This window comes from Oryzomicrobium sp. (assembly GCF_036820405.1).
GTDB lineage: Bacteria > Pseudomonadota > Gammaproteobacteria > Burkholderiales > Rhodocyclaceae > Oryzomicrobium.
Genome location: NZ_DAISLS010000004.1, coordinates 191987 through 205866, shown reverse-complemented (window position 1 = coordinate 205866; position 13880 = coordinate 191987). Strand labels below are relative to the sequence as shown.

12 protein-coding genes are annotated in these 13880 nt (G+C 58.0%); 11 read left to right on the top strand and 1 reads right to left on the bottom strand.

The features are described 5' to 3' along the window. Window positions 1–10 precede the first annotated feature (10 nt). The 5 genes from V7Z98_RS17850 to V7Z98_RS05145 all read left to right on the top strand — a co-directional run bounded on the left by V7Z98_RS17850 (window position 11) and on the right by V7Z98_RS05145 (window position 4043). On the top strand, window positions 11–379 hold the full coding sequence (locus V7Z98_RS17850) for a zinc ribbon domain-containing protein (protein ID WP_442951813.1): 369 nt from the start codon (window positions 11–13) through the stop codon (window positions 377–379). 230 nt (window positions 380–609) lie between these two features. After that, window positions 610–1554: a cation diffusion facilitator family transporter gene (locus V7Z98_RS05160; RefSeq protein ID WP_334157230.1), complete on the top strand. Its 945-nt coding sequence runs from the start codon at window positions 610–612 to the stop codon at window positions 1552–1554. Between the two features lie 28 nt (window positions 1555–1582). Further along, on the top strand, window positions 1583–2008 hold the full coding sequence (locus V7Z98_RS05155) for a hypothetical protein (RefSeq protein WP_079434312.1): 426 nt from the start codon (window positions 1583–1585) through the stop codon (window positions 2006–2008). A gap of 124 nt (window positions 2009–2132) precedes the next feature. Beyond that, window positions 2133–2762, top strand: coding sequence for a flagellar basal body rod protein FlgB (gene flgB / locus V7Z98_RS05150; protein ID WP_334157229.1), 630 nt, complete (start codon window positions 2133–2135; stop codon window positions 2760–2762). Between the two features lie 186 nt (window positions 2763–2948). After that, window positions 2949–4043, top strand: a complete 1095-nt coding sequence (locus V7Z98_RS05145) for a hypothetical protein (RefSeq protein WP_334157228.1) — start codon at window positions 2949–2951, stop codon at window positions 4041–4043. Between the two features lie 83 nt (window positions 4044–4126). Here V7Z98_RS05145 and V7Z98_RS05140 read toward each other — a convergent pair whose 3' ends face one another. Next, window positions 4127–6364: a heavy metal translocating P-type ATPase gene (locus V7Z98_RS05140; protein ID WP_334157227.1), complete on the bottom strand. Its 2238-nt coding sequence runs from the start codon at window positions 6362–6364 to the stop codon at window positions 4127–4129. Between the two features lie 108 nt (window positions 6365–6472). On the opposite strand from V7Z98_RS05140, the gene cadR reads away from it, so the two are divergent. The 6 genes from cadR (at window position 6473) to V7Z98_RS05110 (ending at window position 13877) form a co-directional block, all read left to right on the top strand. Continuing rightward, the gene (gene cadR / locus V7Z98_RS05135; RefSeq protein WP_079434316.1) at window positions 6473–6931 is read left to right on the top strand and encodes a Cd(II)/Pb(II)-responsive transcriptional regulator; all 459 of its coding nucleotides are present in this window, start codon (window positions 6473–6475) and stop codon (window positions 6929–6931) included. A gap of 67 nt (window positions 6932–6998) precedes the next feature. Continuing rightward, window positions 6999–7289, top strand: a complete 291-nt coding sequence (locus V7Z98_RS05130; protein ID WP_079434317.1) for a DUF3892 domain-containing protein — start codon at window positions 6999–7001, stop codon at window positions 7287–7289. A 234-nt stretch (window positions 7290–7523) separates the two neighbouring features. Next, window positions 7524–8507, top strand: a complete 984-nt coding sequence (locus V7Z98_RS05125) for a nuclease-related domain-containing protein (protein WP_334157226.1) — start codon at window positions 7524–7526, stop codon at window positions 8505–8507. Between the two features lie 59 nt (window positions 8508–8566). Continuing rightward, window positions 8567–9898 carry a DUF6035 family protein gene (locus V7Z98_RS05120; RefSeq protein ID WP_334157225.1) on the top strand — a complete coding sequence of 444 codons (1332 nt, stop codon included), beginning with the start codon at window positions 8567–8569 and terminating at the stop codon, window positions 9896–9898. Between the two features lie 104 nt (window positions 9899–10002). Beyond that, on the top strand, window positions 10003–11973 hold the full coding sequence (locus V7Z98_RS05115) for an ATP-dependent nuclease (RefSeq protein WP_334157224.1): 1971 nt from the start codon (window positions 10003–10005) through the stop codon (window positions 11971–11973). Window positions 11974–11975: 2 nt separating this feature from the next. Continuing rightward, window positions 11976–13877, top strand: a complete 1902-nt coding sequence (locus V7Z98_RS05110) for an ATP-dependent helicase (RefSeq protein ID WP_334157223.1) — start codon at window positions 11976–11978, stop codon at window positions 13875–13877. The last annotated feature ends 3 nt before the right edge of the window (window positions 13878–13880 follow it).

The window sequence follows — 13880 nt, the reverse complement described above, 5'->3', positions numbered from 1 at the left end:
GACCGGGGGTATGGCGCCAGATGCGGCAAAAGCTGTCGGTCACTCTTTAATCCACTCACCTACGGAGGTTGATATGGGATTCTTTGAAAAACTCTTGCGAGGAGCCGCTGGTTCGCATGGCGGAGGTCATCATGGCGGTGACCGGAACAGCGGCCATCATGGATGGGGGAACAGTTATCCCTCAAATTCAGCGCCACCCACCAATAGCGCTGCTGGTGGCCCCTCATGCCCGAAGTGCGGCTCCGCGACACCCCCTGGGGGTCGCTACTGCGCCCAATGCGGCACAGCCTTGGTACCCGGCAATTGTGCGGCCTGCAATGCGAACCTCGCCCCGGGGACGAAGTTTTGTCCGAATTGCGGCAAGGCGCAGCAGCCATGAGCTTGGTGCCGACATTTCATGCTTAAGCACATGATCCACAGCCACCTTGAGTTTCGACTACTCATGGTCACCTTAGGGATGATGCTCACCCTTCTGGCACTTTACGGATGGGTTTGCTGGCGGGAAGGTAGGCGCGGCAAGGCACCCAAATTTTCGGAAAATCTTCGGCGTCGTCTACAGATGACGAAGCAGAAATGGAAGCGACGCCACGATGATCAAGGAGGGGCCGCATGAGTGCGAGCCACACCCACGCGCTCCCGAGCACCGAGAACGAGCGTGCCCTGCGCTTTGCTCTGGCGCTGACCGGCAGTTTCCTGGTTGCCGAAGTCATTGGCGGCGTACTGACCGGCAGCTTAGCTCTCATCTCGGATGCCGCGCACATGTTGACCGATGCTGCCGCGCTCGCCATCGCATTGGCGGCCATCCGCATTGCCCGGCGCCCGGCCGATCGCCGACGAACCTATGGCTACCACCGCTTTGAGATTCTGGCAGCTGCCTTCAATGCCATGCTGCTGTTTGCCGTGGCGCTCTACATCCTGGTTGAGGCTTACCGGCGATTCACCTCCCCGCCCGAAATCCATTCGGTTGGGATGCTCGTGATCGCCAGTATCGGCCTCATCGTCAATCTGATCAGCATCCGCCTGCTGAGCAGAGGACAGTCAGATAGCCTCAACGTAAAGGGTGCCTATCTCGAAGTGTGGAGCGACCTTCTGGGGTCGATTGGCGTGATCGTGGGCGCGGTGGTGATTCAGCTAACCGGCTGGTCCTGGGTAGATCCGCTTGTGGCTGTCGCCATTGGCCTCTGGGTTTTGCCACGCACCTGGATCTTGCTGAAGGACAGTCTGAATATCCTGCTCGAAGGCGTGCCCGAAGGCATCGACTTAGAAGAGGTGGAGCAGGCCATGCTGGCTGTGCCAGGCGTACTCGGCGTCCATGACCTGCACGTCTGGGCGCTGACGACCGGCAAGACCAGCCTGACCGCGCATGTGGTCTATGACCAGACTTACTCCCCCGAAGACGCTTTGAAGCCCGCCTTACAGACGGTGTTGGCCAACCGCTTCAGGGTAGTCCACACGACGTTGCAGTGCGAAACCAAACCCTGTGCGCGCCAACCGCAAGGCTGCACCATCGCCGACAGCACATCCGAGCACGGCGACAACCCTAATTTTCATTAACCAATTTACCAACTGACATGGAGCTCCCATGAAACCTTCCACGGTACTTTCCGCTTTTCTATTCGCTTGCTTCGTCAATCTGGCATCCGCTGCGGACGATCATAAGGGCCATGCCCACAACGAAAAGCCGGGCCAGGCGCATACCCATGATGCCAAGCCCCAGCACGATGGCGTCGTATCGGTCGTCAAAGACATCAACTACGAGCTGGTGGCGAAGGTTGATTCCCTCACCCTCTACGTGACTGATCACAATCAGCCTGTCGACACCCGGAATGCGTCAGCTACCGTAACGCTCCTGTCCGCATCAGACAAGATCGAAGTCAAATTGCTGCCAGCCGGAGGTAACCAGTTGCGTGCCCAGGGGACCTTCAAGATCCAAGCCGGCACAAAAGCTGTCGCCTTGGTCAAACTCGGCGACATGTCCGGCCAGAGTGTTCGTTTCATCCTGAATTAGACGATGGTCACTGCACCGCCCATTCGTTCGCTGACAGCCGAGGCAAGGCCTGCAGTGCACAGCGTGGGCGATGCTTTTCCACGGCCGATCGCCACCACCGCCGTATTTCATCCAACGAGGTCCGATGCCTGAGCCTTCATCGCTGTTCCCGGCGAGACAGGTGGAACTTATCGGAACTACTGCGCCTCGTGTGTCCGGGACAGGTGAAATTCCAAGCTCAACGGCGTTTTCAAGCATCCTTGAAAACGCCGTCTCACGTTCGGCGGCTGCCAATACTGCCTCAAGTGACAATTTCGACCCCGCCGGAAAATTGACTCTTGGCACTACCCATTCATCTCATTTACCAGCGAACGAGAACGGTTCAAACAACAAAAACAGAGATTTTCAACAGAAAATGCTCGGAATAAGGGCCTATAGGCAGCAGATTCTTGCGTCCAATATCGCCAACGCTGACACGCCAGACTACAAAGCGATGGATATTGAAATTACCGAGGCCGCCAGTGCCGATCAATCCCCTCCTCTTCAGTTGAACACTTCTTCGCCAGGGCATTTGAAGGGAAATTCTTCTTGGCAGTCGCCACCCGTCAGCCTTAAGTACCATGTCCCCTCTCAGGCCGCGGTTGACGGAAATACCGTCGAAATGGATGTCGAGCGCCAGAAGTTCGCGGAGAATTCATTGATGTATCAATTCTCCCTTGATCGGGTTGGTGGTGAGTTCAAGGACATGAAAGAGTTATTTCAATCACTGAAATAAATAATCGTGTTAGAGAACTAAGGTTGGTGTCTTGCAGGGTCGCAGGCAAAAAAATTCGATGGAGTTCACGTGATGTCCAATAAAAATTCTCATAAGAAGTCCGCTCAGAAACCCGGAAAGCAGAAGGCTAGCTCCACGAGTACGTGCCTTTATCGCGTACTTGGGTATCAGCCTCTATCAGTGGATATGGTGGCGCAAACCCTGAAGGGACTGTCAATCCAGAAAACGCCGTGCAATATCTCTATCCGAAGTGCTCAATCAGAAACCGCCGTGCAGCTTCAAACCGGTGGATCTATCTTGGCAATTGAATTTGAGGCTGAGCCTAACTTCGACCTTGTCGCCGCTGCCCGACGAGGTCTCTCGCTACTAGAGGATTTCCTCTCAGCGATCGCTCTGGTACACGGATCGACATTCCAGACTACTGAACCGCTACAAGTGGCACGCTTAGGGGCGGAGAAGGTTGATGAATGCGAATTCCTAATGTTTAAGCGACTGCCGCTGAAGCATTGGAGTAAGCCAATTACGCAGCAAACCGTTGCAAAGGCAAAACACCTCCTGGCGCACTGGGATGGCTTGGAATCTGGGCATAGACTTCGAAGGGCCGCTCTGCAATATCGAGAGGCGATTGGAAACCTGGACGACACTACCGCATTCCAGGAAGCCTACATTGGCCTTGAATCGATGGAGCCACCGCTTGCTAAAGCGGCAGGGCTACCGCCAGGTACGGAAGAGGTGAAAGGTTCCTGTGAGTCATGCGGACATCAGTTCACAAGAAAGAGAACATCTCTAGTCGGTGTCCGCGCGTTCGTTTTGGATAGCATCGACCCGGAATCGGCTGAAGCGGGCCGGAAAGCAGATTGGAAATTGATCAATTCGCTCCGCAACGATCTTATGCACGGCTTGGCCGACCCAGAGAAGCTAGCTGACCGGCCCCATAAAGCCCTCCTTGCCGCGATGCACTATCTTCACGCATCGATCTGCGTTGCCTCACATGCAGCCGACCTTTCCACGGGGCGATACCAGCTCGCACGAGGTGGTCCCGTCTATCTCGTTGGCGGAAACTACAAAACGACTTCTTGGCCAGCGCTCCACGAATGGGGGACAGCCATTGAAATCACCGACGTCACGTGGGTTCCGCACAAGCAGTATGGGTTTGTACCGGAGATGAACTTCAAGAATGAAGGACTGAAGGATCTCGAAATCGGCATCGCAGTGCTGGGCGAGCCTTTCTCGTTCGCTACGATGCACTCCATCCAAGCCACAAGGTTTGAGCGCGACTAGAAGTTATGAAGTCTAGTTCTGACGTTGAACGCCAGCTTCTGACTGGCGCCAACTTCAGCTTAGGTTCGGACCCCGCGACTACGTCAGGGTTTGCGATCTCGTAAAAGCCGCAGCCCGTTGAACACCACCAGCAAGCTGGCCCCCATGTCGGCAAATACCGCCATCCACATCGTGGCGTGATCGAAGAGGGCCAGCAGCAGGAAAACGAATTTGATGCCCAGGGCCAGGGTGATGTTCTGCCAGAGCACGGAATGCGTTTGTATGGACAGGCGGATAGTCTCCGGCACACGCCGCAGATCGTCGTTCATGATGACCACGTCGGCCGCCTCCATGGCGGTATGGGTGCCAGCGCTGCCCATGGCAAAACCGATATCCGCCGTTGCAAGTGCAGGCGCATCGTTGATACCGTCCCCCACCATGGCCACGGGGTCGCCGACGCTGGCCAGCGCACGGATGGAATCCAGCTTTTCTTCTGGCAACAGATTCGCGCGCACATCTTGAATGCCAGCCTGGGCGGCAATGCTGGATGCAGTGGCGGGGTTATCTCCGGTCAGCATGACAGGGGTCACGCCAAGCTTCAGCATCTCCCCGATGGCTTCCTGAGAACTCGCCTTGATGGTGTCCGCAACAGCGAACATGACCAAGACTGTTTCCCGGTTGGCCAATATGGCGACGGTACGTCCCTGACGCTCATGCTCGAACAGGAGCGCTTCCAGTTCCGGAGAACACTGATCACGGTCGTGAATCCAGCGATGGTTACCCAGCACGTAATCGTGTCCGGCGATCGTCCCAAAGACACCACGCCCAGCCTCAGCGCCAAAGTCTTGCACGTCCATTTGCTCGGGCAGTGCCAGCCCAGTGGCCACAGCCTTGGACACCGGATGGTCAGAGCGTCCGGCCAAGGCGAACGCAATGCTCAAGACATCGGGTTCGGGGAGAGCCTTGGAGAGGATGACTTGAGCGACGAGCTTAGGGCGACCTTCAGTGACCGTGCCAGTCTTATCCAGCGCCACCGCCTTGAGTTTCCGGGCCTCCTCCAGGTACGCGCCACCCTTAATCAGGATGCCGCGTCGCGCCGCAGCAGCCAAGCCGCTGACCACCGTAACCGGGGTCGAAATGACGAGGGCGCAGGGACAGGCAATCACCAGCATGACCAGCGCCTTGTAGAGGCTGGCCATCCAGGTCCAACCCAACGCCAAGGGACCGACAAGTGCGACGCCTACGGCCAGGACAAAGACGCCAGGCGTGTAGATGGCAGCAAAACGGTCAACAAACCGCTGCGTGGGTGCGCGCGAACCCTGGGCTTCCTCAACGGCATGAATGATGCGGGCCAGCACGGTATCGCTCGCCGGGGCCGTTACCTCAAACTCCAGTGCGCTGCTTTGGTTGATGGTGCCAGCAAATACCTCGTCGCCCGGTCCCTTCTCAATAGGCATACTTTCGCCGGTCACCGGGGACTGGTCGACCGCGCTGTTGCCTAAGGTAACTTTGCCGTCCAGTGCAAAACGCTCACCAGGACGGACACGGACTATCTGGCCCACCTGGATTTCCTTGGCCAGAATTTGAAGCCACGAGCCATTCGGTTGACGCACCTCAGCCTGCTGTGGCGATAACTCGAGGAGGCTCTTGATAGCGTTGCGAGCGCGGTCCACTGCACGGGCTTCAATGAGTTCGGCAATCGCGTAAAGCGCCATCACCATCGCCGCTTCCGGCCATTCGCCAATCACGAAGGCACCTGCCACGGCGACCGACATCAGTGCGTTGATATTGAGCTGCCCACGCAGGATAGCCGCCAGTCCCTTCTTGAAGACGGAAAGCCCCGACAACGCGATGGCTACTCCCGCAATGCCCATACCCAGCAGCTTCCAGACAAGGGTTTCGGGAGCAACGTAAGCGACCGCCTCGGCAACAATGGCGACCAGGAGAGCCGCGATGGGTTGCACGAACTGATTACGGCTCTGTGCCGCCGAATCAACGCTTGGTTCTTCCGTAGGGAGTTCCGAATCGAAACCGGCCTTCTTGAGGGCTGCTTGAATATCCGACCATGCATCCGTCGGCACATCGAGGCTCAGGGTTCGAGCCGCCAGGTCAAACGACAAGCGACGGATAGCGGGAAATTGCTCCAGCGCACGACGAATTTGCGCTTCTTCCGTCGGGCAGTCCATCGCAGGAACCCGTAGAAGAAGTTGCCCTAAAGCGGCCCTTTGCTGCGGACCAGAACCGTCCGCTGGCTTGGCAGAGGCATTGCAGGCGTGGTTACAGCCGCAGCTGTGTTCATCAGGATGCGCGTTCAAGTTTTTTGCTTCGTGTTGAGCAGACATCTGCAGTCTCCCGTGGCAAGTTGCCAGTATTGATACCCCCATTAAAATCCCTGGAGTGGCTACAGGGTCAAGCCTAGAATACAGACATGTTTCAAGCAGGAGACCGAGATGCGTATTGGTGAACTATCCAAGGCGACCGGGGTGGATGTCGAAACCATCCGCTACTACGAGAAGGCACAGTTACTGAGCGCTCCAACGCGCAGCGACAACGGCTACCGCACCTACACCCAAGCCCATTTGGAACGCCTCGCTTTCATTCGCCATTGCCGGGCGCTCGACATTCCCTTGGCTGACGTGCAGCGTTTGCTGTCCTTCGTCGACAGTCCGCAATCTGATTGCGGGGAAATCGACCTGCTCATTGACGCGCAACTTGCCAAGGTTAGAGCCCGTCTGGCCAGCATGCAGGCCCTGGAACGCCAACTGGTTGCCTTACGCGGTCAGTGTTCGGCCCCTCATAGCGCCTCGGAGTGCGGCATCCTGCATGAACTCGTGGCGGCAGCACATGGTGAAGCTTGCGCCTGTCACCGGGGGACCAAGGAAGTTCAAGCGTGGAGCAAGTCGGGATGAACGCCCCCCTTGAAAACTGTAGACCCCATTATGACCAAGGCAATTCCCAACCTCAAAGGAAATGACCATGGCAGATTTTTGCATCACAGCAGTCAGGTACAACGAAGATCGCAGCCACATTGAATATGTGCGCGTGAACGAAGAAAAACCGGAAAAAATCGGGACAAACCGAACGGTTTCGCGAGCGTTCGTGGCAGACCTCATCCGACTCGGTAAAGCAACGTTCCAAACTAGGACGAAAACCCCTGAAGGCAAGTGGAAGCTTGGTGCTCCAGTCCACCTCATTGAAGAGATTTACCTGACGACCGACAGAAACAGTACCAAGCGGGACAACTTGGGGAACCTGCCGGAGTTCTAATCAGCGTCACCGACACTTCCCAAGTGCCCGGTAGCATCCCCTGCTTTTGAAGAGAATCTTTGATAGTGGTCTTGGTGACGTTTCAGGGGCGATCATCGACATGTTGCAGCCATGGTATGGCCACGGGTAACGTTGCCGAGTGCTCTCGCACCTGACAGTCCATTCGATTGGCATTGGATCAGCAGTACTGGCGTGCTACCCTTTCAAGCCTCTGCGACGCCCTTCACCCCATCGATGATCATCAAAGAAGCCGACGACAAGAAGCCCGCAATTCAGACGCTGCAAGCCCTACTGTCCCGCCCCGACTGCGGCACCGACACCAGGAAGCGTATCGAACAGGAAATTCGTAACATCCAGGCCGGCATCCGCGGCGAGGAGGAAGCTGCCTACGAGATGCGGGTCCATTGGGGTGAGTCCAAGAATTGGATGGTCATCCACGACCTGAGAATCGAGGTCAGCGGCCTGGTCGCCCAAATCGACCACCTGCTCATCAACCGTTTCATGGAGATCTGGGTCTGCGAGAGCAAGCACTTCTCGGAGGGGATCGCCATCAACGAGCACGGCGAATTTGCTGCCTTCTTTGGGAGCAAACCCTACGGCGTGCCATCCCCCATCGAGCAGAATGCCAAGCACATCCTGATTCTCAGAAAGCTCTTCGACTCCGGCACAGTCAAGCTGCCGACCCGGCTTGGTTTCACCATCAAACCCGACCTGAAGAGCCTCGTCCTCGTCTCGAAGGGTGCCCGCATCAGCCGGCCGAAGGCGAAAATCGATGGCTTGGAGGCCATCATCAAGAATGATCAGGTCTTCAAATACATCGACAAGTCGATTGACCAGAACAACAACCCGCTGCTGATGGCGAAGATCATCGGGCAGGACACCCTCGAAGCCTTGGCGCGGGAGATCGCGCGGCTACACAAGCCGATTGCCTTCGATTGGACGGCAAAATTCGGGCTGCCGAAGGAGACTCCCGTACCGCCGGCGGCGAAACCAGGGCCCGTTTCAGCGGCACCCAAAGCCGAAGCCGCTGTGGAGGCGCCGGCGCCCGAGAGCGCAAAGCCGGCCGCCGCCGAGGAAAAGCCCAAGCAGAAGCTGATTTGCCATGCCTGCGGCGCGTCCGTGGGCTACAACGTGGCGAAGTTCTGCTGGTTCAACAAGCCGAAATTCGGCGGCAACATCTATTGCATGGATTGCCAGAAGACCGTCTCGGCCGCATAGGTGGAACGCAAAGGGATGAGGATTCCATTGAAAGTACCGAATCGGGAGTCGGCACAACGATGACTGGGCCCTGCCTGTGCGTTGATGACCCCGAGATTGATGAGGTCATAAACCTCGACACGGGCATCATCTCGCCGGCGAGGAAAGTGATCGGCAGCGACTACGACCGCCTCGAAAAGCTGCGGATGGAACTTGCGGAGGCAAACGCCTCCGGTGAGTCCCTGTATGCCTGCCCCATCTGCATGGTCGGGGTTTATCTCTCCTGCCGCAGAAAGGACGAGAAGCGCTTCTTCTTCAAGCACCGGACGGAAAATGGCAACTGCCCCGCCATCACCCGCGGCGAACTCTCCAAGGATGAGATGTTGGCGCGTAAGTACAACGCCGCCAAGGAAAGCCGCGCCCACATCCGGCTCAAGGAAATCATCGCGGACAGCCTACGATGCGACCCCGGGTTTTCTGAAGTGGAGACGGAAAAGGTTTGGCGCGGAATGGACCGGACGAAATGGCGCAAGCCCGATGTCCAGGCGCTTTGGAAGGGCACAATCCGGATCGCCTTCGAGATTCAGCTATCAACCACCTTCCTGCATGTCATCGCCGAGCGGCGCAACTTCTACCGCCAGGAAGGCGGGCTGCTCTGCTGGATCTTCAAGTCCTTCGACCAGGCGGAGGCCCGCATGACGCAGGACGATATTTTCCACAACAACAACCGCAACCTGTTCATTGCCGGCGAAGAGACATTGAAGGCTTCGGCCGCCGACAAGGCGCTGATGCTCGATTGCCATTGGCTTGAACCCCAAGCCGTCAATGGTGAAGTCATCGACGCCTGGTGCGAGGAAAGGGTCTCGTTTTCGCACCTGCAACTCGACGCAGCAGGGCAGCGGGTGTTTTTCCGCGATTGCGATGGCCTGAAAGCCGGTCTCGCCCACCAGGCCGGCGAGGAAGCCTTGAAGCAGCGCTTCTTCATCTGGTGGCGGAACTCCAAACGCTCCTGGCAGGATGCAGAATGGAACGAGGCGAGGCAGGAATTCAAGAAGAGGGGCGTGTTCTTGCCGGAATACACCTACGACGTGCTTGGTCTGCTCAACGGGCTGTATTCGGCCCGGGAAGGCGAGTGCATCGGATGGAAACATCCGAATTTCATTTCGGCGGCCAACACGGTCGCCAACAGCTACAAGAACGTCATTCGCGCTTTCCGTGCCGCTCTGCTGGTCTATGACCGCGGCGACCTGCTCAAGCGGGAGGACAAGAAAGGCAATTGGGCAAAGCGGGTCATCGAGTACAAGAAGAAGCTCGCCGAGGGCGACAAGGACTATGACCGCGACGAGCAATACGATCCCCTGATTGCCTTTCTCTTCCCCGAGGTTTGGGCGGTCCTTTCCGGCGACAAGTAACGTTTTGGCGACCGTCAATACGGCTTATCCCGCATGCCGCTATCTCCTCTACTGATGGATGTGGTCAAATTCAAAATGCTGAAGAGATATACAGGTAACGCCAAATGCATGTAGAAAAAATTACGATCACCGGGTTTCGCTGTTTTGGGCCTGAACCTACGGTAATCGGTTTCAATTCTGGGCTGACTGCCATCGTGGGGCCCAACGCTTCGGGAAAAACAGCGGTTCTCCATGCGCTGATGCGCCTGTTCGGCATCACTCGCGCGCAGCGCACGATTGTTCCTGCAGATTTTCACGTCCCGCCAGAGGAACACACGCCACCGAACACCAGGGGTCTGACGATCGACGTTCAACTGTGCCTACCCGAATTGATTGCGGGCACGGCGACAGCGGCAACCGTGGCTCCCGTGTTTCGGCACATGTGCATCGACCGCCCAGGCGGTGTTCCGATCTGCCGGCTGCGACTGGAAGCACGCTGGGATGCCGATGGCACCGCCGAAGGAGCCGTCAGCCAGACGTTGTGCTGGGTCAACACCACGGACGATGCCGTTCGAGATGACCAATGCACGCCAGTAGCCGCCGCCGACCGGGGCTTAATCCAACTGTTCTACACGCCGGCAACCCGTGACGCCAGCTCGCAGATTCGAGCGACCACCGGCGCACTGGCGGCGCGCCTGCTCAAAGCGATCGAGTGGTCGGCTGACACACAAAGTGCCGTCGAATCTGCTACCGAGCAACTCACCACCGCCTTTGGCAGTGAGCGCGCCATTCAGGCCTTCAGCGCATCGCTTTCCAGGCGCTGGTCGAATCTGCACGATGGCGACGTCGATTGCGAGCCGGCCCTGAGTCTGATGAGTCGCCGCTTCGAAGAGGTCGTCACGCGAATCGGCGTCATGTTCAGACGCGGCCCCACGGGTGAAGATCGAGGCCTCGACGTTCTCAGTGACGGACAGCAGTCGCTCTTCTATTTCGCGCTGGCTGCAGCCGTCTTCGACGTGGAGCGCGCAGCAGTCGCTGGAACCATCCAGGGTTTCCGGTCCGAGGACCTCAGCATCCCGGCACTCACGCTATTTGCGGTCGAAGAACCCGAAAATCATCTGTCCCCTTACTACCTGTCCCGGATCATTGGACAAATCCGTACCCTGGTGGATACAGGTGCCGGACAAGCGCTGATCTCCAGCCACTCCCCGTCGGTCCTGGGGCGAGTGCCGCCCGAAGACGTCAGGTACTGCCGCCGAGATACGACTAGCGGGCGCTCGTCGGTATGCGCCATCCCGATGCCGACCGAGGAGGTCGAAGCCATCAAATTTGTCCGCAACGCGATGCTGGCCTTTCCGGAGCTGTATTTCGCACGCTTCGCGCTGCTGGTAGAGGGCGATTCAGAGCGCATCGTGCTTCCGAAATTGGCCGAAGCACTCAACCTACTCGTCGATCCATCGTTCGTCGCCATCGTCCCTTTGGGCGGCCGCCACGTGCAGCACTTCTGGCGCCTACTGAACGGCCTTGGTATCCCCTACGCGACCCTGCTTGATCTCGACCTAGGCCGCGAAGGCGGTGGCTACGGGCGAGTCAAAAATGTTTTTCGGCAGTTGCTTGCGCTGGGGGTTCCTCGCGAGGAGATTATGGAATTCTCCGATGGTTCCATCATGAGTGACGAGCAGCTCGACGCTATGCACACCTTTGACCAAGCCAACTTGTCCGGTTGGCTGAGTTACCTGGAACGCTCTTCTTCCGTCTTCTTTTCATGGCCACTGGACCTTGATCTAGCGATGCTGTCCGCTTTCCCGGCAGCCTACACCGCGACCATCGAAGGAACCGGACCGCGGATGACCAACGAGGCCGCCGCAGAAGTAGTGCTGGGCACCGCAGGACCTGGCTTGGCCTGCTACACCGGGGACATTGAGTCCTTTCGCGCGCACATGGCAGCTTACCGCTACCATTTCCTGACCCATAGCAAGCCCGCCACCCACCTCCGGGCTTTAACGCATGTGGATGCGGAAGCACTCAGGAATGCCATGCCCGGGCCGCTGCAGCGCGTACTTCGTCACATCTCGGTTCAGTTGTCAGGGCTTTAATCGTGTCCCTGCCGCCGCGCCGCGTCCACGCCGAGGATTGGCAGCCCGTAGGTGTCACCGAGTTGGAGAGGAACGCCTCGATTGTCGTGGGCTCGTCGAGACACTATGCGGTATTGGCTGGCCCCGGTGCGGGAAAAACGGAACTCCTCGCACAGCGCGCCGCCTTCCTGCTGCAGACGGGCGCGTCATCGGCGCCTCAGCGCATCCTGGCGATCAGCTTCAAGCGCGATGCGGCAAGGAATCTGGCCAGGCGTGTACGTCAACGGTGCCATCCCGAGCATGCGGCGCGCTTCGACTCCCTCACCTTCGACGCGTTCGCGAAGGGTCTTGTCGACCGCTTCGGCCAGGCACTGCCGGAACGATGGCGTCCCACCTCCGACTACGGAATTCTGTTCCCGACACGTCATCTGCTCGAAGACTTCATTCGCCGTGCAGCCATGGCCGATGACTTACCTTTCCATCGGGCACAGATTCAAGCCATTGCGAGCAAGACCTTGGAGCGCCGGCACGTCTTGGCCGACCTGTTGCCCGAAGCTGGTTGGCCACCGGGCACCCCTGGTCAATGGATCGGCCAGCGATTCTGGGATGAACAACTCCACCAGGGCGTGCGAAGCACACTTACGTTTCCGATGCTCACCCGGCTCGCAGAATTGTTGGTTCGGGTCAATGTGGCAGCTCGGCATGCTCTGGCCCTGACCTATTCCCACGTCTTTATGGACGAATTCCAGGACACTACCCAGGCGCAGTTCGATCTGGTCAAGACGATCTTTCTGGGAACTCCAGCCATCATGACCGCTGTGGGCGACAACAAGCAGCAAATCATGCGCTGGGCACTGGCCATGGACGATCCATTCACTGCCTTCGAGCAAACCTTTGGCGCACAGCGAATCCCGCTACTCAGCAATTACCGCTCTTCACCCGAGTTGGTGCGCATCCAGCATGTCCTCGCCCAAGCCCTCGATGCGGGGGCCGCAGAGCCCCAGTCACGAACCACCTCCCGAATCTCCGATGCCTGCTGCTCGATCTGGAACTTCTCCTCGGCTGCAGTTGAGGCACAGTACCTAGCCCAGTTCATAACATCGCAGATGCAGGGGCAAGGCCTCCAACCGGCCGACTTCGTGATCCTCGTTCGCCAGAAAGCCGAAGAATATGCAGCCATTCTCGAACCGGTCTTTCGCGCTCAAGGAATTGCCTTGCGCAACGAGGCTGCCAAGCTCGGGGCTCAGATGCTCCAGGAACTGCTTACCGAGCCGTTGTCGGAGTTGTTGGTTCTGATCTTGCGCTTGGCCACGGTTGGCAGGGCCAGATCAGCCTGGAGCGATGCACTCCAGGCGCTGTCATCCCTGCGCGGCATCGTGTCCGAAAACGAACGAGGACACCGACAGCTCGCAGTGGACCTTGATGCCTTCGCGCGCCAATTCAGTCGTACTTTTCCCACCCCGCCTCAGACCGCTGAAGCGGTACATGCAGTCATACAGTCCATCGTCGGATTCCTGGGGCGCGACGCACTCATCGCCGCGAATCCCGCATATGCCCAGGGCGACTGGCTGTCGGAGGTCGAACACAGCGTGGCCCTCCATCTGCAAGCCAGCACGGCAGAGACAACTTACTGGAGCGCTGCGCTTGACGCCTACGAAGGAACACACGCCCTTCCACTCATGACCCTACACAAGAGCAAGGGGCTGGAATACCACACCGTAATCTTCGTCGGTCTGGATGATTCAGCCTGGTGGAGCTTCCAGCAAGACACGGCAGAGTCCACTGCGGGCTTTTTCGTTGCCTTCACTCGTGCAAAGCAGCGGGTAATCTTCACGTATACAGCTGAACGGGGCACCCGCACTACCGTCGCTCCCCTCTATACGTTGTTGCAATCGGCAGGTGTTCAAACAGTCTCCATCGCCTGATTC